Origin of the sequence: Micromonospora echinospora, assembly GCF_900091495.1 — a bacterium.
Lineage (GTDB): Bacteria > Actinomycetota > Actinomycetes > Mycobacteriales > Micromonosporaceae > Micromonospora > Micromonospora echinospora.
In genome coordinates this window covers 2,280,358-2,298,904 of record NZ_LT607413.1, presented here as the reverse complement: position 1 = coordinate 2,298,904, position 18,547 = coordinate 2,280,358, and the positions used below count along the sequence as shown (strand labels likewise).

The following is an 18,547-nucleotide window of genomic DNA, read 5'->3' as shown; positions in this document are numbered from 1 at the left end:
TCCCGGCCGGAGACGGCTGAGCCGCCCGGCGGGCCGGTCAGTCCACCAGGGGGCGGACGTCCCAGAGCCACACCCCGCCGATGCGGACCGGCTCGACTCCGGTGAGTTCGGTCATCCCGCGCCGCAGCGCGTCCTCGTGCCGGTGCGGAGCGAGCACCACCGCGCCGGCCCGCCAGTACCGCAGGTCGTCGACGGCCGCCACCCGGTCCTGCGGGGTGATCGGCGGCACCGCGCCGGTGCGCCGGATGGTGACGAAGAAACTGCTGGTCGGGCGGGGCGTGGCCCCGAACAGCGCGATCCGCCCCTCGGGCGCGTCCGGCCGCCGGTCCGGTCCGAGAAAGTAGCCCCGGGCGATCGGCATCTCCAGGCCGGTCACCGCGGACCAGCGCAGCGGGTCGGCGTAGTCGGTGTCGGGCAGCGGCAGGGCGACCAGGCTCCGCCCACCGGCCAGGTACGGCCGCCACGCGCCGGAGAGGACGAACTCGGGCACCGGATCCAGCCGGGTCGTCGGCAGCGGGGTGGGCAGCAACGGCAGCAGCGCCATCGCCAGCACGGTGACCGCACCAAACCGGATCTGCCGGCGGGCCGCCGGATGACGGCGGGCCAGGTCCCCGGCGCGTTCGACGCCGTACGCCAGGAGCAGGCCGACGACCGGGGTCAACGCCAGCGCCCACCGGGTGGGTACCACCGAGTGCAGGATCGGCAGGTTCTCCAGCACCGCCCAGGGCGCGGGAACACCGGTGTCCCGGCCGTTGTAACGGATCTCACGACCAAGGGAGAGCACGGCGAACAGCACCCCGGCGGCGGCGAGGCCGAGCACCTCGGCCCGGTCCCGCAGCCACCAGACCAGAGCGGGCACGAGTACCGCCAACGGCCAGCCGAGGAAGGCGTTCTCCTCGGTCGGGTTCTTGGCCAGCCGTCTGGTGTCGCGCGGATCGCCGGCCAGCGACTCGCCGGGCCAGGCGAAGAAGGAGGCGAGGTCGCTGCGGTAGCCCCGGATCAGCCGGGAGAGGCCCTCGTACGCGCCGGGACCGAAGAACTGGACGTATAGCGGGTACGCCAGCACCACGAGCGCGAGCCCGGCGGCGACACCGAGCCCGGCGAGGAAGGGTCGGCCATACCGCCGCAGGTAGGGCCGGCGGACGGCCAGCACGGCGACCACCACCCCGAGCCCCACCGCGGTCATCAGCAGGATCTCCAGGTTGAGGAACGCCTGCCAGACGATCAGGAGTCCGAGGACCAGGCCGTTGCGGACCGACCGGCCCGGCTCGCGTAGCGCCAGCGTCCGCCAGACGATCAGTGGGACCACGTACTGCGCGACGATGTTCGGGTGGGCGTTGGCGTGGGAGACCATCGCCGGGGAGAAGGCGCAGAACGTCGCCCCCGCCCAGGCTGCGAGTCGGGACCGGGTCAGCACCCGGGAGATGACGAGGTACCAGGCGGTGCCCGTGGCGATCATCGCGCCGGTGAGAAAGAGGAGAAAGGCGGTGCGCGGCCCGAACAACACGGTGACCGGCGTCATTGGCAATGAAACGGATAATACGGACGTGTTTGCCATGAGGTTGACGCCGTCCGGCACATTCATCCGGTCCGAACCGAACGGGTAGGCGAAATCGGTCACCACCCGCGCGCCATGCGCCATCATCCACTCGAACTGGGCCTGGTCGGTGGGATTGACCCGACTCTCGTGGTCGGGATTCATCCAGAATCGGACGGTCACCCAGAGCGCCAGGAGCACGAAGCCCGCCACCGCGACGACGTCCGGCAGCCACCGGCCCGCCAGGCGCACGCCCGCGTCCGGCCCACCCGGATCGTCCCGCCGCGTCGCATTGGAGGACACCGGACGGAGGAGCCACTCCCGACCAGCCTCCGACCCCGGAGTAGTCATGACAATTCAGAGCGTAGTCAGGCCAAGGCGGCAAGGTGTGCGTTTCGGAGTTCCGGCGTAGTATGTGCCGGGTTCGCCCAGTAGAAGATCTCCGCACCCCCGATCGAACCGTATTCCGGTCACCCCCGGTGGCCTGATTTCCCCACCGACGACACAGGTGGTTGACTCTGTCGGGTCCGGGTGCGGGTCGAGTCATATGGTGAGGAATCGACGCATGGCAGAAATCACTGGCGACCAGCGCGTGCAGTCGGAGGTGCTGGAGGGCCTCGCCACCGCCGTCAACCACCGCCGATGGTTCGTCGAGCTCGCCCTCCCATACCTCGGCGACAATCCCATCGAGATCGGCAGTGGGCTCGGGGACTACGCGCTGGAGTGGGCACCGCACCTGCCCCGCTTCACCGCCACCGAGGCGGACCCGGACCGGCTGATCGCGCTGAAGGAACGTCTCGCCGACCACCCGACCATCGAGGTCCGGCAGATGCTGCTCCCGCACGACGAGATCGGCGGCGAGTACAGCGCGGCGGTCTCCTACAACGTCCTCGAACACATCGAGGAGGACGTCGCCGCCCTGCGCAGCATGCGGGACCTGGTCCGGCCGGGCGGTGCGGTGATCATCATCGTGCCGGCGTTCCAGTTCGCCATGAGCCCGGCCGACATCGCCACCGGCCACGTCCGCCGCTACACCAAGCGGACGCTCGGTGCGGCGATGACCTCGGCCGGACTGCGCGTGGAGCGGATCCACTACGCCAACGCGCTCGGTCTGATCGGCTACTTCATGGCCACCAAGGTCTTCCGGCTGATGCCGAAGGAGGGCCCGATGGTCAAGGTATACGACACCACCGTCCTGCCGGTGACCAAGGCCGCCGAGCAGCTCGTCCGGCCGCCGTTCGGCCAGTCGGTGTTCGCCGTCGCCCGCGTCCCCGGCTGACCCGGACGGAACAACCACCACGAAGGGCCGCGCCCGGCGACCGGGAACGCGGCCCTTCCGCTCGTCGGTGGTTACTCCCTGACCTGGTACGTCGGCCGGATCACCGCCCGGGCCAGGGTGTGGAAGGCCAGGTTGAAGCCAACGTACGCGGGCGTCGCCTCCGGCGTGACGTCCAGGTTCTCCACGTCCAGCGCGTGCACGGCGAAGACGTACCGGTGCGGACGGTCCCCGGCCGGCGGAGCGGCTCCGCCGTACCCGTGCTGGCCGTAGTCGTTGCGGACGCTGAACGCCCCGCCGAGGTCGCCCTCGACCGCCCCCCGGGGCAGCTCGGTCACCGAGGCCGGCAGGTTGACCAGCACCCAGTGCCAGAAACCGCTGCCGGTGGGGGCGTCCGGGTCGAAGCAGGTGACCACGAAGCCCTTCGTCCCGGCCGGGAAGTCGGCCCAGGCGAGCTGCGGCGAGACGTTGCCGCCGCCGACGCTGTCGTGCGCGTACGCGGCGTCCATCGGCTCGCCGTTGGGCACGTCGTCACTGGTCAGGGTGAACGACCCCACGGTCGGCAGCAGCTCGTACGGGTCCGGGGCGATCGGTCGTTCCAGGGTCATCGTGATCCCTCTCACTGAAGGTGGTTTCCGCCCATCTTCTTACCCCGTCAAGGTCACCGCCCGAACGGATGGACACGCCCTCTCTACCGTTCGCGGCGACGGACAGCGGACACCCGGGCGACCGCCGGGACGGGCGGCTCAGGCCACCGAGGCGGGGAACCTGTCCCACACCCGGTGTGCGGCCATCAGCCGCTGCACGGCGGCGAAGACCTCGGTGCCGGAGTCGCCGGTGACGACGCCTGGCGTGCCACTCACCCTCGCCTCCCGCAGCACGGCGACCCCGTCGCCCCACGCGCCGATCGCCTTGGCGTGCCGCCAGCACTCCTCGACCAGGAGCAGTACCCGAGGGTCCACGGTCACCGAGTCCGCCGCGCCCGCCTTGGCGTCGCGCGCCGGGATCGCGTCCGGTGCCGGCGTCGGCGCTCCGGCCAACAGGAGGACGTCGAACTCGACCGACCGGCCGGTGGCGAAGGTGCGCTGCACGGGCAGATCACCCACCGTCCCGCCGTGCGGGGCGACGAGCAGCGGCACCATGCCGGCACCGAACACCGCCCGGCGCAGCTGGTCGACGCCGTCGAGGTCGCTGGCGGCGTCGACGACGATCCCTACCGTGCGTCCGTCGGCCGGCCACTCGCCGCCGACCTGGGAGAGCGCCGGACTGGGCGCGACGTCGGCGAGCGGCACGGTCGGCTGTGGCGCGGAAAGGCCCAGACCGGTGGCGACCTCCGCGCAGAGCACCGGGTCGATGTTGGCCAGGCACTGGAGTTGGCGTTCCCGGATCGCCTGGTGGTAGCACTTGCCCAGCTCGAAGGTGTAGGCGCGGATGATGTGCTCCTTCTCCACCGGCGACATGCTCAGCCAGAACAGGCGGGCCTGGCTGAAGTGGTCGTCGAAGGAGACCGGGTTCGCGCGCACCTTGGGTGCCTCCGCCACGGTCACCGGCACGTCGACGAACGCGCCGTCGTCGACGCCGGCCGGGAACGGGTTGCCACCGTCGAGCGAGTTCGGCCGGTACGGCGCCACCCCGGCGTGTACGGCGTGCTGGTGGAAGCCGTCGCGCAGCATGTCGTTGACCGGCGCATGCGGACGGTTGATCGGGATCTGCGCGAAGTTCGGCCCGCCCAGTCGGGTGAGCTGCGTGTCGACGTACGAGAAGAGCCGGCCCTGGAGCAGCGGGTCGTTGGTGACGTCGATCCCCGGCGGCAGGTGCCCGGGGTGGAACGCGACCTGCTCGACCTCGGCGAAGAAGTTCGTCGGCGTCCGGTTGAGGACCAGCCGGCCAACCGGCTGCACCGGGGCCAGCTCCTCCGGCACGATCTTCGTCGGGTCGAGCAGGTCGATGCCGTTGAATGTCTCCTCCGGGGTGTCGGGGAAGACCTGGATACCGAGTTCCCACTCGGGGAACGCGCCGGCCTCGATCGCGTCGTACAGGTCCCGGCGGTGGAAGTCCGGGTCCGTACCGCCGAGCATCTGCGCCTCCTCCCAGGTCAGGGAGTGCACGCCCAGCTTGGGCTTCCAGTGGAACTTGACCAGCACGGTCTCCCCGGCGGCGTTCACCAGCCGGAACGTGTGGACGCCGAAGCCCTCCATCATCCGGTACGAGCGCGGAACCGCCCGGTCGGACATGTTCCACATCGTGTGGTGCTGCGCCTCCGTGTGCAGGGAGACGAAGTCCCAGAAGGTGTCGTGGGCGCTCTGGGCCTGCGGGATCTCCCGGTCCGGGTGCGGCTTCCCGGCGTGGATGATGTCGGGGAACTTGATCGCGTCCTGGATGAAGAAGACCGGGATGTTGTTGGCGACGAGGTCGAACGTGCCCTCGTCGGTGTAGAACTTCGTCGCGAAGCCACGGGTGTCGCGGACCGTGTCCGCCGACCCACGCGAACCGAGGACGGTGGAGAACCGGACGAAGACCGGGGTCTCCTTCCCCTTGGCGAGGAAGCCGGCTTTCGTGACGCCTTCGGCGCTGCCGTACCCGGTGAACACGCCGTGCGCCCCGGCCCCCCGCGCGTGCACGACGCGCTCGGGGATGCGCTCGTGGTCGAAGTGGGTGATCTTCTCGCGCAGGTGATGGTCCTGGAGCAGGACCGGACCGCGCGGCCCGGCCTTCAGCGAGTGGTCGGTGTCGCGTAGCCGCGCCCCCTGGGCGGTGGTGAGGTAGGCACCCTGCTGGCCCTTTGCGCTCGGCGGTACGCCGGTCGCCGCCCCGGTCGGCGTACGGGTGTCCGGCGTCCCCTGCTCCGGCTTCGGCGGCAGCGGGTCGTGTGGCGTCGTCGGTTCCTCGACGGTCGGCGGGGCGCTGCCCGGTGCGCCGGGAACGTCCGGGGTCAGGGCGTCGGCCACCTTTCCGGCGGCGGCCTCGACGACGTGCTTGACGGCCTTGGCGGGCTTGCTGGGATCCATCTGGACGAGTCCCTCCGTGGAGCTGTGCGGTGAGCAGGCCCCTTCGGCCCTACCCCAGCGCAGTCAGACAAAACGGAAAGCCCACCGGGACCATGGTGTCGACCGACCGGAGCCGCACACCTCCTCCGAGCGAGACGAGTTCACGATTCGTGACCCCTGGCCTGGAATTCGCGCCAGGGGGAATTTGCGCTGCGAGGAAGGCGGAGGAAGTGGGATTCGGAGCCCGCGAGGGCATCGCTGCCGTACCGGCTTCATCGACCCGAGGGAGGGCCGGGTGCCGTACCCGGTACGTCAGAGTTCGCTGTACTCCTGTGGCTTACGTATAGTGCCCCAGGTCTCGCCACCGACCAGATGCATGTTCTCGGCCCCCGGACCGGAGTATTCGGTCTCCGACGAAACCGGCATCCGCCCGTCGATCAACGTGACAACGGCTGCGACCAGAGCGGGCAGGCCGACCACCATGTACAGTCCGCCGCACACGAGTCGCGAGGCGAGGGTCCCCTCGCCCCAGCCGCTGAAGGTGATCACCCCAGCGAGGGTCAGCACGCCGATCGCGGTGAATCCCGCATAGAGCACCACCAATACCGCTGTCTGCACTCGCTCGCCCCGGGTTATCGGCCGGGTCCTGTGCCGCCTCATGTCATCGAGGCTAGGTGGACCAACGGTTTGGCGTTTCGAGCTCGTGCCGGGTTCGGCAGATGGCGTCGGAGAACGAGTGCGGGCGCACGACGAAGTGCGACCGGTTCCCGGATCGGAGATGGCCCCTGACCGGTGTGCGCGCTGGGTCAGGGGCGTTTCTGCTGTTCGGGAAGCGGGGGGTGTGGGATTCGAACCCACGAGGACATCGCTGCCCTACCGGTTTTCAAGACCAGCGCCATCGGCCACTAGGCGAACCCCCCAGCGCGTCCCCGAGGGGTACGCGACCCCGTCTAGTCTGCCATGACCGGCCGGCGGCGCGAGTCGGCGTCCCGCCCGAACGTGGGATCATCACGGCATGTGGGACATCCCGTCGGTGGTGCTGGTCACCGGAATCATGGCAGCCGGTAAGTCCACAGTGGCCGAGCTGCTGGCCCGCCGGCTGCCACGTGCGGTGCACCTGCGCGGTGACGTCTTCCGCCGGATGGTGGTCAGTGGACGGGCCGAGATGAGCGCCACACCGTCGGAGGAGGCGTGGCGGCAGCTCCGGCTCCGGTACGACCTCGCCGCGTCGGCCGCCGACACGTACGCCGCCGCCGGCTTCACCGTGGTCTGCCAGGACGTGGTCCTCGGCCCGGAGCTGGCCGCGATGGTCGACCGGATCCGGCACCGGCCGCTGGCGGTCGTGGTGCTCGCGCCCCGTCCGGAGGTGGTGGCCGCCCGCGAGCGGGACCGACCCAAGAAGGGGTACGGCGACTGGCCCGTCGCCGACCTGGACGCCGGATTCCGGGCCGACACGCCCCGGATCGGGCTCTGGCTGGACACCTCCGACCAGACCCCGGAGGAGACGGTGACGGAGATCCTGACCCGGGCGTGGGCCGAGGGGCGGATCGGGTAAGACAGGTTCATGCGTGCGATCACGATCCCGGAGCCCGGTGGACCCGAAGCCCTGCGCTGGAGCGAGGTGCCCGACCCGGAGCCCGGCCCCGGCGAGGTGGTCGTCGCCGTGCGGGCCAGCGCGGTGAACCGGGCCGACCTGCTGCAACGCCAGGGGCACTACCCGCCGCCGCCGGGTGCGTCGGCGTACCCGGGTCTGGAGTGCGCGGGGGTGGTCGCGGCGACCGCTCCGGACGTGACCGGATGGCGGGTCGGCCAGGAGGTCTGCGCGCTGCTGGCCGGCGGCGGGTACGCCGAGCGGGTCGCCGTGCCGGCCGGGCAGTTGCTGCCGGTGCCGGCCGGGGTCGACCCGGTCGACGCCGCCGCGCTGCCCGAGGTGGCCTGTACGGTCTGGTCGAACGTCGTCCAGCTCGCCCGGCTGGCCGCAGGCGAGACACTGCTGGTGCACGGGGGTGGCAGTGGCATCGGCACGTTCGCCATCCAGCTCGGCGCGGCGCTCGGCGCGACCGTGGTGGTGACCGCGCGCGCGGCCAAGCACGAGCGGTTGCGCGAGCTGGGCGCGGCGCACACCGTCGACTACCGGGAGCAGGACTTCGTCGAGGAGGTCCGGCGGGTCACCGACGGTCGGGGCGCGGACGTGATCCTCGACATCATGGGCGCGGCCTACCTGGGCCGGAACGTGGCGGCGCTGACCACCGGAGGCCGGCTCGTGGTGATCGGCATGCAGGGCGGGCGGAAGGCGGAACTCGACCTCGGCATGCTGTTGGCCAAGCGGGCTTCGGTGACGGCGACCGCGCTACGGTCCCGTCCGGTCGCGGAAAAGGCGGCGATCGTCCGGGGCGTGCGGGAGCAGGTCTGGCCGCTGGTGGAGGCGGGCCGGATCCGGCCGGTGGTGGACCGGCGGATGCCGATGTCCGACGCGGCCGGGGCGCACCGGCTGGTGGAGTCCAGCGACCACCTGGGCAAGGTGCTGCTGCTCACCGACTGACCGGTCGACCGGGTGGGGTGAGGTGGTAGCAGGGGTCCCCTGTTACCGCTTTTTGCCGAGGAGGGGTCCCCTGCAGCCACCTCAGCCCCGGCAACCACCTCAGGGGCGCGGCAGGACCAGTCGCGCGCCCGGCCCCTCGCCGGCGAGCTTGTCGGCGGGGTTGTTGAGGGCGCAGCGCTGCAACGACAGGCAGCCGCAGCCGATGCAGCCGGTGAGGTCGTCCCGCAGTTTGCTGATCAGTCTGATCTTGTCGTCGAGGCGGTTGCGCCAGGCGGCGGAGATCCGGGCCCAGTCCTGCGCGCTGGGGGTGCGCCCGTCGGGCAGCGAGTCCAGCGCCTCGCGGATCTCGTCGAGCGAGACGCCGACCTGCTGGGCGATCCGGATGAACGCCACCCGGCGCAGTTCGATCCGCGCGTACCGGCGCTGGTTGCCGCCGGTGCGCTCGGCGTGGATGAGGCCGAGCCGCTCGTAGTAGCGCAGGGCCGAGGGGGCCACGCCGCTGCGGGCGGCGAGCTGACCGATGGTGAGTGACTCCTGCATCACGTAGCCCTTGAGTTGAAGTGAGCTTCAAGTTGCAGGCTAGCGGTATGACCGTCACCATCGCCAGCGCCCCTGTCGTCCCGGCCCCGGTCGCGCCGCTGCTGCGCCGGATCGCGGCGGCCCAGGAGGACGAGTTCAGCTCGAACGTGTACTCCACCATCGACGTCCTCTGGGTGCTCTACGACCGGATCCTACGGATCCACCCGGACCAGCCGGACGACCCGGACCGGGACCGGTTCCTCCTCTCCAAGGGGCACGCCGTCGCCGGCTACTACGCCGTCCTCGCCGCGAAGGGGTTCGTCCCGCCGGACTGGCTGGACGACGTCTACGGTCCGGCGAGCCGCCTCGGCGGCCATCCCGACCGGGTCCTGGTGCCGGGCGTCGAGATCGGGTCCGGGTCACTCGGGCACGGGCTCGGTCTCGGCGTGGGCACCGCGCTCGGGCTGCGGGCCCAGGGGCTGCTCACCCCGAGGGTGTACGTCCTGCTCGGCGACGCCGAACTCGACGAGGGCTCCAACCACGAGGCGATCGCCTACGCGGGCGCGACCGGACTGGCCGGACTGACCGCGATCGTGGTGGACAACCGGTCCGCCACGCACGGCTGGGCCGGCGGGATCGCGGCCCGGTTCACCGTCAACGGCTGGCAGGCGTCCACCGTCGACGGACACGACCACGACGCCCTGTACACCGCCCTGACCGGGCACGACCACAACCGGCCGCACGTCGTCGTCGCGGTCGTCGACGAGAAGGAGTGAGCCGTGACGGCAGTCAGCGAGGCACCCGTGATCCCGGCGGTCGGGGAGTGGGTGGAGGAGATCGTCATGCGGGACCGCTTCGTGGACACCGCGTACGAGTTGCTGGCCGAGGATCCGCGGACCGCCGTGGTGCTCGCCGACATCTCGGCGGACAGCTTCCGTGAGGCGGCCCGGCGGCACCCGGACCGGGTGGTCAACGTCGGCATCCGGGAGCAGTTGATGGTCGGCGTGGCCGGCGGACTGGCCCTGGCCGGGCTCCGCCCGGTGGTGCACACCTATGCCCCGTTCCTCGTCGAGCGGGCGTACGAGCAGATCAAGCTGGACCTCGACCACCAGGACGTGACCGCCGTGCTGGTCAGCGTCGGCGCCTCCTACGACCGGCCGGAGGCCGGTCGGACCCACCTATCCCCGGCGGACGTGGCGCTGATCGACACGCTGCACGGCTGGACGGTGCACGTGCCGGGGCACCCCGACGAGGTCCCGCCGCTGCTACGTACGGCGGTGGCCGGCGACGACGCGGTTTACCTGCGGTTGTCGACGATGGCGAACCGCCGGCCGTACGGCGGCGACGGCTCGCTGCGGGTGCTCCGGGACGCGGGGCCGGGCGCGCCACTGGTGGTGGCGGTGGGCCCGCTGCTGGACGAGACCCTGGCGGCGGTGGCCGGGCTGGATGTGACGGTGGCGTACACCCACCGGCCGCGCCCCTTCGACACCGTCGGGCTGCGGGCGCTCGCCGCTACCGAGGTGATCCTGGTGGAGCCCTACCTGGCCGGCACGTCGAGCCGGGTGGTGGGCGAGGCGCTCATGGACCGACCGCACCGACTGCTGGCGCTCGGGGTCGGCCGGCGTGATCTGCGCCGTTACGGCACGGCGACCGACCACAGTCGCTGGCACGGACTGGACGCGGCCGGGCTACGCCGTTCGATCGACGCGTTCCTGGGCTGAGACCGCTCGCCGACGGTGTCGGAGGTGGTCAGGGCCGGGGTTGGCGGCGGGCCCGCTCCCGGCCCAGGATCCAGATCGCCTCGACGCCGTCCTTCCAGGTGATCTTCTTGCCCTCCTCGCGCCCCCGGGCTCGGTAGCTGATCGGCACCTCGTACGGGCGGATCCGGCGACGCAGCAGCTTGCCGGTCACCTCCGCCTCCATGCCGAAACCCCGGGACCGTACGTCGAGCGAGCGGTACAGCTCGATGGGCATGAGCTTGAAGCAGGTCTCCAGGTCACCGATGTACGAGTTGAAGAGCACGTTCGCGGCCGTGGTGACGCCCTTGTTGCCCATCACGTACCAGAAGCTGTAGGCGCTGTGGCTGCCGAAGGTGCGATTGCCGTAGACCACCTGGGCGCGGCCGTCGAGCACCGGGGCGAGCAGCTTCGGGATGTCCTGCGGGTCGTATTCCAGGTCCGCGTCGAGGATGACCATGTAGTCGCCCTCGGCGTGGGCCACGGCCGTCCGGATGGCCGCGCCTTTGCCCGCGTTACGGGGATGGGTGATCACCCGCAGCCGGGCGTCGTCGACCCGGCTGAGGACCTCGGCCGTCCCGTCGCGGCTGCCGTCGTCGACCACGAGCAGTTCGATGTCGCACGGGTATTCGACCGCCAGCGCCTGCTTGAGGGCGTCCGCGATGCGTTCCTCCTCGTTGAAGACCGGCATGAGAATCGACAGCTTCACGGGCTTCTCCACGGGGGCGACTGTACGTCGGTGACAGCGTAGCGTGTCGACCCCGCGTGGAAGCACCGGGCGAGATGTCACCGACCTGGCACTTCCCGCCGGCGCTGACCGGCGGAAACGAGGTCAGGGCGCGGTCCGGGACCGGTCCGGACCCGCAGGCAGCAGGACGGTGAACACCGCGCCGCCCTCCGGGGCGTGCCCGGCCGTGATGGTGCCGCCGAGCCGCCGGACCAGTCCGGCGGCCAGCGCCAGTCCCAGTCCGCTGCCGACCTTCCGGATCCCCCGGTACCGCCGGTGCAGGGCGCCCCGCTCGAACACCACCGCCAGGTCGTCGTCGGTGAATCCGGGTCCGCCGTCGCGGACCTCGACCATGCCGCCCGCCACCGGGTCCACTCCGGCCGGCCGGGCCGCGAGCACCACCGGCCTTCCCGGGGGTACGACCCGCAGCGCGTTCTCCAGCAACCCGTCGACCACCTGCCGGATCCGCCCCGGGTCGGTGTGCACCGGCACCGGCTGGTCAGGCAGCTCGACCCGGAACGCCAACCCGACCGCCGCGCACCGGGTCGACCAGGTGCCCGCCGCCGCGCCGACGAACTGGACGAGGTCCACCGGCACCGGGTCGAGCGGAAAGTCGGCCGCCTCCAGGCGGGCCAGCGCGAGCAGGTCGCTGACCAGGCGGTCCAGGTGTTCCGCCTCGGCCAGCATGGTCCGTCCGGTCTGCGCCGCCTCGTCGGGGCCGAGCACGCCGTCGGCGAGCGCCTCGGCGTAACCCCGGACGGCGGTCAACGGGGTACGCAACTCGTGCGAGACGGAGAGCAGGAACTCCCGTTGCCGTCCCTCGCTGGTGGCGAGCGCCTCGGCCAGCCCGTTGAGCGCGTACGCCAGTTCGGCGACCTCGTCGGGTGGTTCGACCGGCACCCGCACGGCACGGTCCCCGGCGCTGAGCCGGGCGGCGGCGACGGCCGCCTGCCGGATCGGTCGGGCCAGGCGGCGGGCGAGCAGCCAGCCGGCGACGACCCCGGCGGCCAGCCCGGCGAACAGTGGCATCCAGACGCTCGCGAGCACCTGCCGCCAGAGCCCGGTGACCCGGGACCGGGCGAGCACCACCCCGTCGCCGTCGCCGAGCGCGCGCCCCTCGACCAGGGAAGGGCGACCGTCGACCAGCCGCCGCACGGAGACGTCCTGCCCGGCGGCGACCCGCTCGACCACCTGCGGCGGCAGGCCGGCCCGGTCGACCCGCCCGTCCCGGAGCACGTACGTCTCGACGCCCTGGTTCTCCAGCAGGCGCAGCAGCCGCTCGTCGGTCGGTTGGCCCCGGGCCAGCCGGAACCGCAGCACCTCGGCGGTCATCCGCGCCTGCGCGGCCAGCGTGTCCTGCGCCTGCCGCTGCACGCCGCGCACCGCCAGGGGCACCGCCACCAACGCGGTGACCAGCACCGAGACCAGGGACACCGCGCAGGTCACCAGCACCGCCCGGGCGGTCAGGGTGCGGCCGGGCCGGGACCGGTGGGGTCGGGCCGCCCGGGTGCCCACCGTCGGCAGCGCCCCGGTCGGCTGGTGGACCTCGGGCGGGCCGACGGAGCGGTCAGCCATCGGCGGCGTACCCCACGCCCCGGTGGGTACGGATCACGCTGACGTCGCCGATCTTGGCTCGGACCTGCGCCACGTGCACGTCGACCGTCCGGGTGCCGGCATGCGCCGCGTAACCCCAGACCCCGGCGAGCAGCTCCTCCCGGGTGAAGACCCGACCGGGACGGGCCATCAAATGGGCGAGCAGGTCGAACTCGGTCGAGGTGAGCTGGACCGGCGTCCCCGAGACGGTGACCGTGCGCCGGGACGGGTCGAGGGTCACCGGGCCGACCTGCCGGGGCCGGTTCGCCCCCTCCGGAACCCCGGCCGCGCGGCGCAGCACCGCCCGGACCCGGGCGACCAGCTCACGTGGGCTGAACGGCTTGGTCACGTAGTCGTCGGCGCCCAGTTCCAGGCCGAGGATCCGGTCCACCTCGTCGTCCCGGGCGGTGAGGAAGATGACCGGGGTCCAGTCCCCGGCCTCGCGCAGCCGACGGCAGACCTCGGTCCCGGGCAGGCCGGGCAGGGCGATGTCCAGCACGCAGACGACCGGCCGGAGCCGGCGGGCGGCGGTCAGCCCGGCCGGACCGTCCCGCTCGACGTGGACGCCGAAACCGTCCCGCGCCAGGTAGAGCCGGACCAGGTCGGCGATGGCCGGTTCGTCCTCGACCACGAGGACCAGTCCACGGTGGTTCGCTGCGTCGACGCTCACCGGATCATGATTCCTGACCGTCCGGCCCGGATCACGGCCAGTTGTGTTCGGATTGGGTAAGGACCCTCGGCCGGCGGTACGTCAGCCCCGTCCGGTGGGACGCCGGCCGGCGGCGGGTCCACCCGATGTGCTTCTGCCGCCGCCGGGCCGACGGCCGGCGACGGGCGCTTCCGCGACGGGCGCTCCTGCGGGGGTGACCGCCCGGGGCAGCCGTAGCCGGGACCGGAAGGCGTGGTCGAGCAGGGTGTCGATCTGCCACACCTGCTTCGGGTGTTCCGTCCGGATCAGGAACCGCTCCCGCACTCCGTCGATCGCGGTGGCGGCCAGCTCCACCTGCTGGAGCCGGGGATCCGGATTCCAGGTGACGTTGCTCAGGTGCCGCAGTTCGGTGTTGAGGTGCAGGTGGAGCCGGTGCAGCAGCGGGCTCTGCCGGGTGACCACCAGTCGCTGGTAGGTCATCAGGAGCAGGTACTCGCCGGGCACCAGACGGTCCGGGCGGATGCAGCGGGTGACCAGGATCGTCGCGTCGTCCGCCCGGACGCAGCGCCGGAAGACGGGCATGTGGCGGCTGACCGTCTGCACGGCGAGCCCGGTCTCGGCGGCGGCGGGCAGGAACGTTCGGTCGAAGACCTCCATGCCGTGACCAACGACCCAGCGGCGGTTCCGGAAATTCCACGGCGCCGGGCACCACACCGGCTGTCCGACACCGGCGGCAGGGCCGCCCGCGCCGCCGACAGGAGGCGGAGGCGGACGACCCGGACCGCCGCTGATCCACCTACAGCAGCTCGACGATGGTGGCGTTGGCCATGCCGCCGCCCTCGCACATGGTCTGCAGGCCGTAGCGGATGCCGTTGTCCCGCATGTGCTGGAGCATCGTGGTCATGATGCGGGCACCGGACGCGCCGAGCGGGTGACCGAGGGCGATCGCCCCACCACGCGGGTTCAGCCGCTCGGGGTCGGCCTCGGTCTCCGCGAGCCAGGCCAGGGGCACCGGGGCGAAAGCCTCGTTCACCTCGTACACCCCGATCTCCTCGATGCCCAGCCCTGCGCGGCGCAGCGCCTTCGCGGTGGCCGGGATGGGGGCGGTGAGCATGGTGACCGGGTCGTCGGCGGCGACGACGGCGGTGTGTACGCGGGCCAGCGGGCGCAGGCCGTGCCGACTGGCCCACTCGGAGGTGGTGACGGCGAGCGCCGCCGCGCCGTCGGAGATCTGCGAGGCGGACCCGGCGGTGACCACGCCGTCGGCGCGGAACGGGGTCTTCAGCTCGCCGAGCTTCTCCAGCGAGGTGTCCCGGCGGATGCCCTCGTCGGCGGTGAACTTGCCCCCGTCGGCCAACGCCACCTCGGCCAGTTCCGCGTCGAAGGCTCCCGCGTCCTGGGCGGCGGCGGCCTTCTCATGGCTGGCCAGAGCGAACTCGTCGAGCTGAGTGCGGGAGAACCGCCAGCGATCGGCGATCAGCTCCGCGCCGACACCCTGGTTGAACGGGAGCGGCTCGTCGTCGGCGAAGCCCTCGACGCCGCGGTAACGGTCACGGATCTGGTCGCTGAAGGGCATGCCGTCGGCCACGCTGGACCCCATCGGCACCCGGGTCATCGACTCGACTCCCCCGGCGACGACCAGGTCGGCCTGACCGGAGAGGACGGTGGCGGCGGCGAAGTGCAGCGCCTGCTGGCTCGACCCGCACTGCCGGTCGAGGGTGGTTCCGGGGACCGACTCGGGCCAGCCGGCGGCGAGGACGGCGTTGCGGGCGACGTTCCAGGACTGCTCGCCGACCTGGGACACGCAGCCCCAGATCACGTCGTCGACGTCGGTCGGGGCGATGCCCGTCCGCTCGGCGAGGGCACGGAGCACGTGGGCCGAGAGGTCCACCGGGTGGACGCCGGCCAGGCTGCCCTTGCGCCGCCCGACGGGGGTGCGTACCGCGCCGACGATAACCGCGTCACTCATATCTACTCCCCGGTAACTTTAGACTCCTCGATCCTACGTCGCGGGACGACCCGCCGTCCGCCCCGGGTGACCGGTCGGGCCGGGCCGGCGGCGTCGCGGCGTCCACCCCGCTCGGGCATGCTGGACGGATGCACCCAGGGTCGTTGCGCCGACAGTGGCGCGTACCGGTGAAGCTACCGCTGGTCAAGCTGGCCGGGGCCGGGACGCTGGCGGCGCTCGGGGGGCTCTTCGCCGAGGGCGACCCGGTGCGGGTGGTCCTCGCCGGGCTGGGCGCGGCCGGGCTGGCCGTCTGGGCCGCGCGTGACCTGCTGGCCCCGGTACGGCTCGCGGTGGATCCCTCCGGGGTGACCGTGGTCACCGGCTTCGCCGGCCGGCGGACGCTCGGCTGGTCGTCGATCGAGTCCGTCGCGGTGGACGACCGTCCCCGTTTCGGCCTGCGCAACCAGTTCCTCGAAATCGACACCGGCGAGTCGCTCCACCTGCTCAGCCGGCACGACCTCGACGCCGACCCCGCCGAGGTCGCCGCGCTCGTGGCCCCGTACCTGGACGCCCACCGCTCCGGCCCCGCCGCGCCGGACGGTCGGCCCTGACCCACGCCCGCGCGGGAGGGCGATCGTGCGGGTCGACCGGCCGACCGTGCGGGTCAGCCGAGCAGGGCGGCGGTGCGGAGGAGGACCAGGCCGAGCAGGGCCACCACGATGACCGCGCCACCGGCGACCTGGAAGGCCGACCGGCGCATCCGGGGGGCATAGGCCAGGACCAGCGCCATCAGCGCCCCGACGACCAGGCCGCCGAGGTGGCCGGCGATGGAGATGCCCGGCACGGCGAAGGTGAAGACCAGGTTGATCACCAGGATGGGCACCACCGCCGAGGTGTCCCGCCCGAGCCGACGCATGATCACGAAGAGCGCGGCGAAGAGACCGAAGATGGCGGTGGAGGCACCGGCCGTGGCGGCGTTGGGTGCGCTGAAGAGGTACGCCGCGACGTTGCCACCCAACCCGGCGATCAGGTAGAGCGCCAGGAAGCGCAGCGGCCCGAGGACCCCCTCCAGGGACCGCCCGAGCACCCACAGTGCCCACATGTTGAGCAGCAGGTGCACCACGCCGTAGTGCAGGAACATCGCGGTGAGCAGGCGGTACCACTCGCCCTCGGCGACGCCGTGGATGGCGCCGTCGGAGAAGAGCGCCCGGCCGAGCACCGCACCCCACTCGGTCAGCGGGGTGCTGCCGCCCATCAGCCCGCCGAACCCGGAGCCACCGGCCGCCGAGTCGCCCCCACGGTCGGAGGCGATGGAGAGCAGCATCATGAGCAGGTTCAGCGCGATCAGGGCCTTGGTCACGTAGCCCTGGCGACCGACGGCACCGCCACCGAAGGCGGTGCGCGCCGGTCGCACCGAACGTCGACCCTCGCTCACGCACTCCGGGCACTGGTGTCCCACGGAGGCGTCCCGCATGCACTCCGGGCAGATCGGACGGTCACAGCGGGTGCACCGGATGTACGTCTCCCGACCGGGGTGCCGGTAGCAGACGGGCGTGGTCGGCGGTGACTCGCTCACGGTCTCGCCCTCCCGTCCGCGCACCTGCGGCGCTCAGTCATGCGAGCAAAGGTACCTCGTACGGGGGTCAGGCCTGGGCACGCTCGATCTCGACCCGCTCGATCACCACGTCGGAGAGCGGACGGTCGCTCGGGCCGGTCGCGGTGTTGGCGATCGAGTCGACCACCTTCACCGACTCCTCGTCCGCCACCTGCCCGAAGATGGTGTGCCGGTTGTTCAGGTGCGGCGTCGGCGACACGGTGATGAAGAACTGCGACCCGTTGGTGCCCGGTCCGGCGTTCGCCATGGCCAGCAGGTACGGACGGTCGAAGCGCAGGTCCGGGTGGAACTCGTCGCCGAACTTGTAGCCCGGCCCGCCGCGCCCGGTGCCGGTCGGGTCGCCCATCTGGACCATGAAGCCGCCGATCACACGGTGCGAGATGGTGCCGTCGTAGTACGGCCCGCTGCCCGGCTGGCCGGTGCGCGGGTCGGTGTACTCCCGGGTGCCCTCGGCCAGCTCCACGAAGTTGCGGACGGTCTTCGGGGCGTGGTTGGAGAAGAGCTCCAACCGGATCGGGCCATGGTTGGTGTGCAAGGTGGCGTAGAGAGCCTCGGCCACGGGTACTCCTCACTTGTCGGTCAGTTCCATGCGGATCCTCCCATGTGCCCGATCTGGCAGTGCGGAGGCATCCGAAGGTGGAGGATGACGAAGGAACAACTCCCAGGAGGTGGGACCGTGTTTGGAATCGGGCGGCGTAAGTCCCAGGCGCAGCTGGCCAAGGCCGAGCTCAACCAGGGCGTTGGTCACCTGATGCAGGCAGCCACGTACGCGTCTCGGGGCGTCGGCCACACTGTCGGCCCCCGCGTGCAGGCGGCCCGGGGGGCGGTGGCACCGACCGCGGTGCGGGTCCGTGACTCGGCCGCCCGCGGTTGGGGCTCGACGGTCGCCACCCTCGCCCCGCTGGCCGTGGCCGCCCGAGGTGGTGCGGCACAGGCCGGCACGATGGCCCGGAAGGCGAAGCCGAAGAACATGCGAATGGTCAAGCAGAAGAAGAAGGCCCGGCGGCGTAGCGGCATGATGACCGGCCTGCTCGCGGCTGGGGCGGTGGCCGGGGTCGCCGGCGCGATGGCGATGCGTCGTCGTCGGGACCAGCAGGAGTGGGCCGAGTACGACCCGAACCGCACCCTGGAGCCGATGCGCGACGAGGTGGAGACCATCGAGGTGCGCACCCCGGCGGCCGACCGACCGGCCACGACTGCTGCCGGGCCGACCGGTGCCGGCAATTCGGCGGTGGCCGGTGCGGGCAAGGCCGCCACCACGAAGTCGGTCGCCCCGAACGACAAGGTGCCGTCGGTGGCCGAGGGCGCCCGGGACGTCTCGGGTCGTCCGGCCGACGACGTCAGCCGGGCGATGGGGGGCACCGCCAGCCCCAGCGGCGGTCGTCACTGACGCCGCACGGGCGGCGTCCGCACACGGT

19 protein-coding genes and 1 tRNA gene are annotated in these 18,547 nt (G+C 72.0%); 7 read left to right on the top strand and 13 right to left on the bottom strand.

The annotated features are described in order from the left end of the window. Positions 1-37: 37 nt before the first annotated feature. On the bottom strand, positions 38-1,888 hold the full coding sequence (locus tag GA0070618_RS10550) for a hypothetical protein (protein WP_414467570.1): 1,851 nt from the start codon (positions 1,886-1,888) through the stop codon (positions 38-40). 214 nt (positions 1,889-2,102) lie between these two features. On the opposite strand from GA0070618_RS10550, the gene GA0070618_RS10545 reads away from it, so the two are divergent. Further along, entirely contained in the window at positions 2,103-2,816 is a 714-nt protein-coding gene (locus GA0070618_RS10545) for a class I SAM-dependent methyltransferase (RefSeq protein ID WP_088981485.1), read from the top strand. A 71-nt stretch (positions 2,817-2,887) separates the two neighbouring features. Here the strand turns inward: GA0070618_RS10545 and GA0070618_RS10540 are convergent, their stop codons facing one another. The 4 genes from GA0070618_RS10540 to GA0070618_RS10525 all read right to left on the bottom strand — a co-directional run bounded on the left by GA0070618_RS10540 (position 2,888) and on the right by GA0070618_RS10525 (position 6,720). Further along, positions 2,888-3,421, bottom strand: coding sequence for a YbhB/YbcL family Raf kinase inhibitor-like protein (locus GA0070618_RS10540; RefSeq protein WP_088981484.1), 534 nt, complete (start codon positions 3,419-3,421; stop codon positions 2,888-2,890). A gap of 138 nt (positions 3,422-3,559) precedes the next feature. Further along, positions 3,560-5,821, bottom strand: a complete 2,262-nt coding sequence (locus GA0070618_RS10535; protein ID WP_088981483.1) for a catalase — start codon at positions 5,819-5,821, stop codon at positions 3,560-3,562. 291 nt (positions 5,822-6,112) lie between these two features. After that, a complete protein-coding gene (locus tag GA0070618_RS10530) occupies positions 6,113-6,418 on the bottom strand; it encodes a hypothetical protein (protein WP_088981482.1) in 306 nt (101 codons plus the stop codon). A gap of 215 nt (positions 6,419-6,633) precedes the next feature. After that, positions 6,634-6,720, bottom strand: a tRNA-Ser gene (locus GA0070618_RS10525). Between the two features lie 95 nt (positions 6,721-6,815). Between GA0070618_RS10525 and GA0070618_RS10520 the strand changes: the two genes are divergently transcribed. Together GA0070618_RS10520 and GA0070618_RS10515 are read left to right on the top strand one after the other, a co-directional pair. Next, positions 6,816-7,355: an AAA family ATPase gene (locus tag GA0070618_RS10520; RefSeq protein ID WP_088981481.1), complete on the top strand. Its 540-nt coding sequence runs from the start codon at positions 6,816-6,818 to the stop codon at positions 7,353-7,355. A 9-nt stretch (positions 7,356-7,364) separates the two neighbouring features. Next, the gene (locus GA0070618_RS10515) at positions 7,365-8,342 is read left to right on the top strand and encodes an NAD(P)H-quinone oxidoreductase (RefSeq protein ID WP_088981480.1); all 978 of its coding nucleotides are present in this window, start codon (positions 7,365-7,367) and stop codon (positions 8,340-8,342) included. A gap of 99 nt (positions 8,343-8,441) precedes the next feature. On the opposite strand, the gene soxR is transcribed toward GA0070618_RS10515, so the two are convergent. Next, positions 8,442-8,882: a redox-sensitive transcriptional activator SoxR gene (soxR, locus tag GA0070618_RS10510; RefSeq protein ID WP_088981479.1), complete on the bottom strand. Its 441-nt coding sequence runs from the start codon at positions 8,880-8,882 to the stop codon at positions 8,442-8,444. A 47-nt stretch (positions 8,883-8,929) separates the two neighbouring features. Here soxR and GA0070618_RS10505 point away from each other — a divergent pair, with 47 nt between their 5' ends. Continuing rightward, positions 8,930-9,637 (top strand): thiamine pyrophosphate-dependent enzyme, encoded by a 708-nt coding sequence (locus GA0070618_RS10505; RefSeq protein WP_088981478.1) that lies wholly within the window; start codon positions 8,930-8,932, stop codon positions 9,635-9,637. A gap of 66 nt (positions 9,638-9,703) precedes the next feature. Beyond that, the gene (locus GA0070618_RS10500; protein ID WP_088985438.1) at positions 9,704-10,582 is read left to right on the top strand and encodes a transketolase family protein; all 879 of its coding nucleotides are present in this window, start codon (positions 9,704-9,706) and stop codon (positions 10,580-10,582) included. 28 nt (positions 10,583-10,610) lie between these two features. Here GA0070618_RS10500 and GA0070618_RS10495 read toward each other — a convergent pair whose 3' ends face one another. From GA0070618_RS10495 to GA0070618_RS10475, 5 genes are all read right to left on the bottom strand, one after another. Then, positions 10,611-11,306 carry a glycosyltransferase family 2 protein gene (locus GA0070618_RS10495; RefSeq protein ID WP_088985437.1) on the bottom strand — a complete coding sequence of 232 codons (696 nt, stop codon included), beginning with the start codon at positions 11,304-11,306 and terminating at the stop codon, positions 10,611-10,613. A 123-nt stretch (positions 11,307-11,429) separates the two neighbouring features. After that, complete coding sequence (locus GA0070618_RS10490) at positions 11,430-12,899, bottom strand: histidine kinase dimerization/phospho-acceptor domain-containing protein (protein WP_088981477.1); 1,470 nt, start codon at positions 12,897-12,899, stop codon at positions 11,430-11,432. Next, positions 12,892-13,587, bottom strand: coding sequence for a response regulator transcription factor (locus GA0070618_RS10485; RefSeq protein WP_088981476.1), 696 nt, complete (start codon positions 13,585-13,587; stop codon positions 12,892-12,894). Before GA0070618_RS10485 ends, GA0070618_RS10490 begins: the two co-directional genes overlap by 8 nt. Positions 13,588-13,668: 81 nt before the next feature. Next, complete coding sequence (locus GA0070618_RS10480; RefSeq protein WP_331253137.1) at positions 13,669-14,223, bottom strand: hypothetical protein; 555 nt, start codon at positions 14,221-14,223, stop codon at positions 13,669-13,671. Between the two features lie 139 nt (positions 14,224-14,362). Further along, positions 14,363-15,535 (bottom strand): thiolase family protein, encoded by a 1,173-nt coding sequence (locus tag GA0070618_RS10475; protein WP_088981475.1) that lies wholly within the window; start codon positions 15,533-15,535, stop codon positions 14,363-14,365. Positions 15,536-15,663: 128 nt separating this feature from the next. Between GA0070618_RS10475 and GA0070618_RS10470 the strand changes: the two genes are divergently transcribed. Then, positions 15,664-16,125: a PH domain-containing protein gene (locus tag GA0070618_RS10470; RefSeq protein ID WP_088981474.1), complete on the top strand. Its 462-nt coding sequence runs from the start codon at positions 15,664-15,666 to the stop codon at positions 16,123-16,125. Between the two features lie 53 nt (positions 16,126-16,178). On the opposite strand, the gene GA0070618_RS10465 is transcribed toward GA0070618_RS10470, so the two are convergent. Further along, positions 16,179-17,090: a rhomboid family intramembrane serine protease gene (locus tag GA0070618_RS10465; RefSeq protein ID WP_088985436.1), complete on the bottom strand. Its 912-nt coding sequence runs from the start codon at positions 17,088-17,090 to the stop codon at positions 16,179-16,181. Between the two features lie 67 nt (positions 17,091-17,157). Further along, positions 17,158-17,688: a peptidylprolyl isomerase gene (locus GA0070618_RS10460; RefSeq protein ID WP_088981473.1), complete on the bottom strand. Its 531-nt coding sequence runs from the start codon at positions 17,686-17,688 to the stop codon at positions 17,158-17,160. Positions 17,689-17,772: 84 nt separating this feature from the next. On the opposite strand from GA0070618_RS10460, the gene GA0070618_RS10455 reads away from it, so the two are divergent. Beyond that, positions 17,773-18,519: a hypothetical protein gene (locus GA0070618_RS10455; RefSeq protein WP_088981472.1), complete on the top strand. Its 747-nt coding sequence runs from the start codon at positions 17,773-17,775 to the stop codon at positions 18,517-18,519. The last annotated feature ends 28 nt before the right edge of the window (positions 18,520-18,547 follow it).

Coding starts and splice junctions, on each gene's coding strand:
- GA0070618_RS10550 (WP_414467570.1), bottom strand. CDS start 1,888: ATGACTACTCCGGGGTCGGAGGCTGGTCGGGAGTGGCTCCTCCGTCCG.
- GA0070618_RS10545 (WP_088981485.1), top strand. CDS start 2,103: ATGGCAGAAATCACTGGCGACCAGCGCGTGCAGTCGGAGGTGCTGGAG.
- GA0070618_RS10540 (WP_088981484.1), bottom strand. CDS start 3,421: ATGACCCTGGAACGACCGATCGCCCCGGACCCGTACGAGCTGCTGCCG.
- GA0070618_RS10535 (WP_088981483.1), bottom strand. CDS start 5,821: ATGGATCCCAGCAAGCCCGCCAAGGCCGTCAAGCACGTCGTCGAGGCC.
- GA0070618_RS10520 (WP_088981481.1), top strand. CDS start 6,816: ATGTGGGACATCCCGTCGGTGGTGCTGGTCACCGGAATCATGGCAGCC.
- GA0070618_RS10515 (WP_088981480.1), top strand. CDS start 7,365: ATGCGTGCGATCACGATCCCGGAGCCCGGTGGACCCGAAGCCCTGCGC.
- soxR (WP_088981479.1), bottom strand. CDS start 8,882: ATGCAGGAGTCACTCACCATCGGTCAGCTCGCCGCCCGCAGCGGCGTG.
- GA0070618_RS10505 (WP_088981478.1), top strand. CDS start 8,930: ATGACCGTCACCATCGCCAGCGCCCCTGTCGTCCCGGCCCCGGTCGCG.
- GA0070618_RS10500 (WP_088985438.1), top strand. CDS start 9,704: ATGCGGGACCGCTTCGTGGACACCGCGTACGAGTTGCTGGCCGAGGAT.
- GA0070618_RS10490 (WP_088981477.1), bottom strand. CDS start 12,899: ATGGCTGACCGCTCCGTCGGCCCGCCCGAGGTCCACCAGCCGACCGGG.
- GA0070618_RS10480 (WP_331253137.1), bottom strand. CDS start 14,223: ATGGAGGTCTTCGACCGAACGTTCCTGCCCGCCGCCGCCGAGACCGGG.
- GA0070618_RS10475 (WP_088981475.1), bottom strand. CDS start 15,535: ATGAGTGACGCGGTTATCGTCGGCGCGGTACGCACCCCCGTCGGGCGG.
- GA0070618_RS10470 (WP_088981474.1), top strand. CDS start 15,664: ATGCACCCAGGGTCGTTGCGCCGACAGTGGCGCGTACCGGTGAAGCTA.
- GA0070618_RS10455 (WP_088981472.1), top strand. CDS start 17,773: ATGACGAAGGAACAACTCCCAGGAGGTGGGACCGTGTTTGGAATCGGG.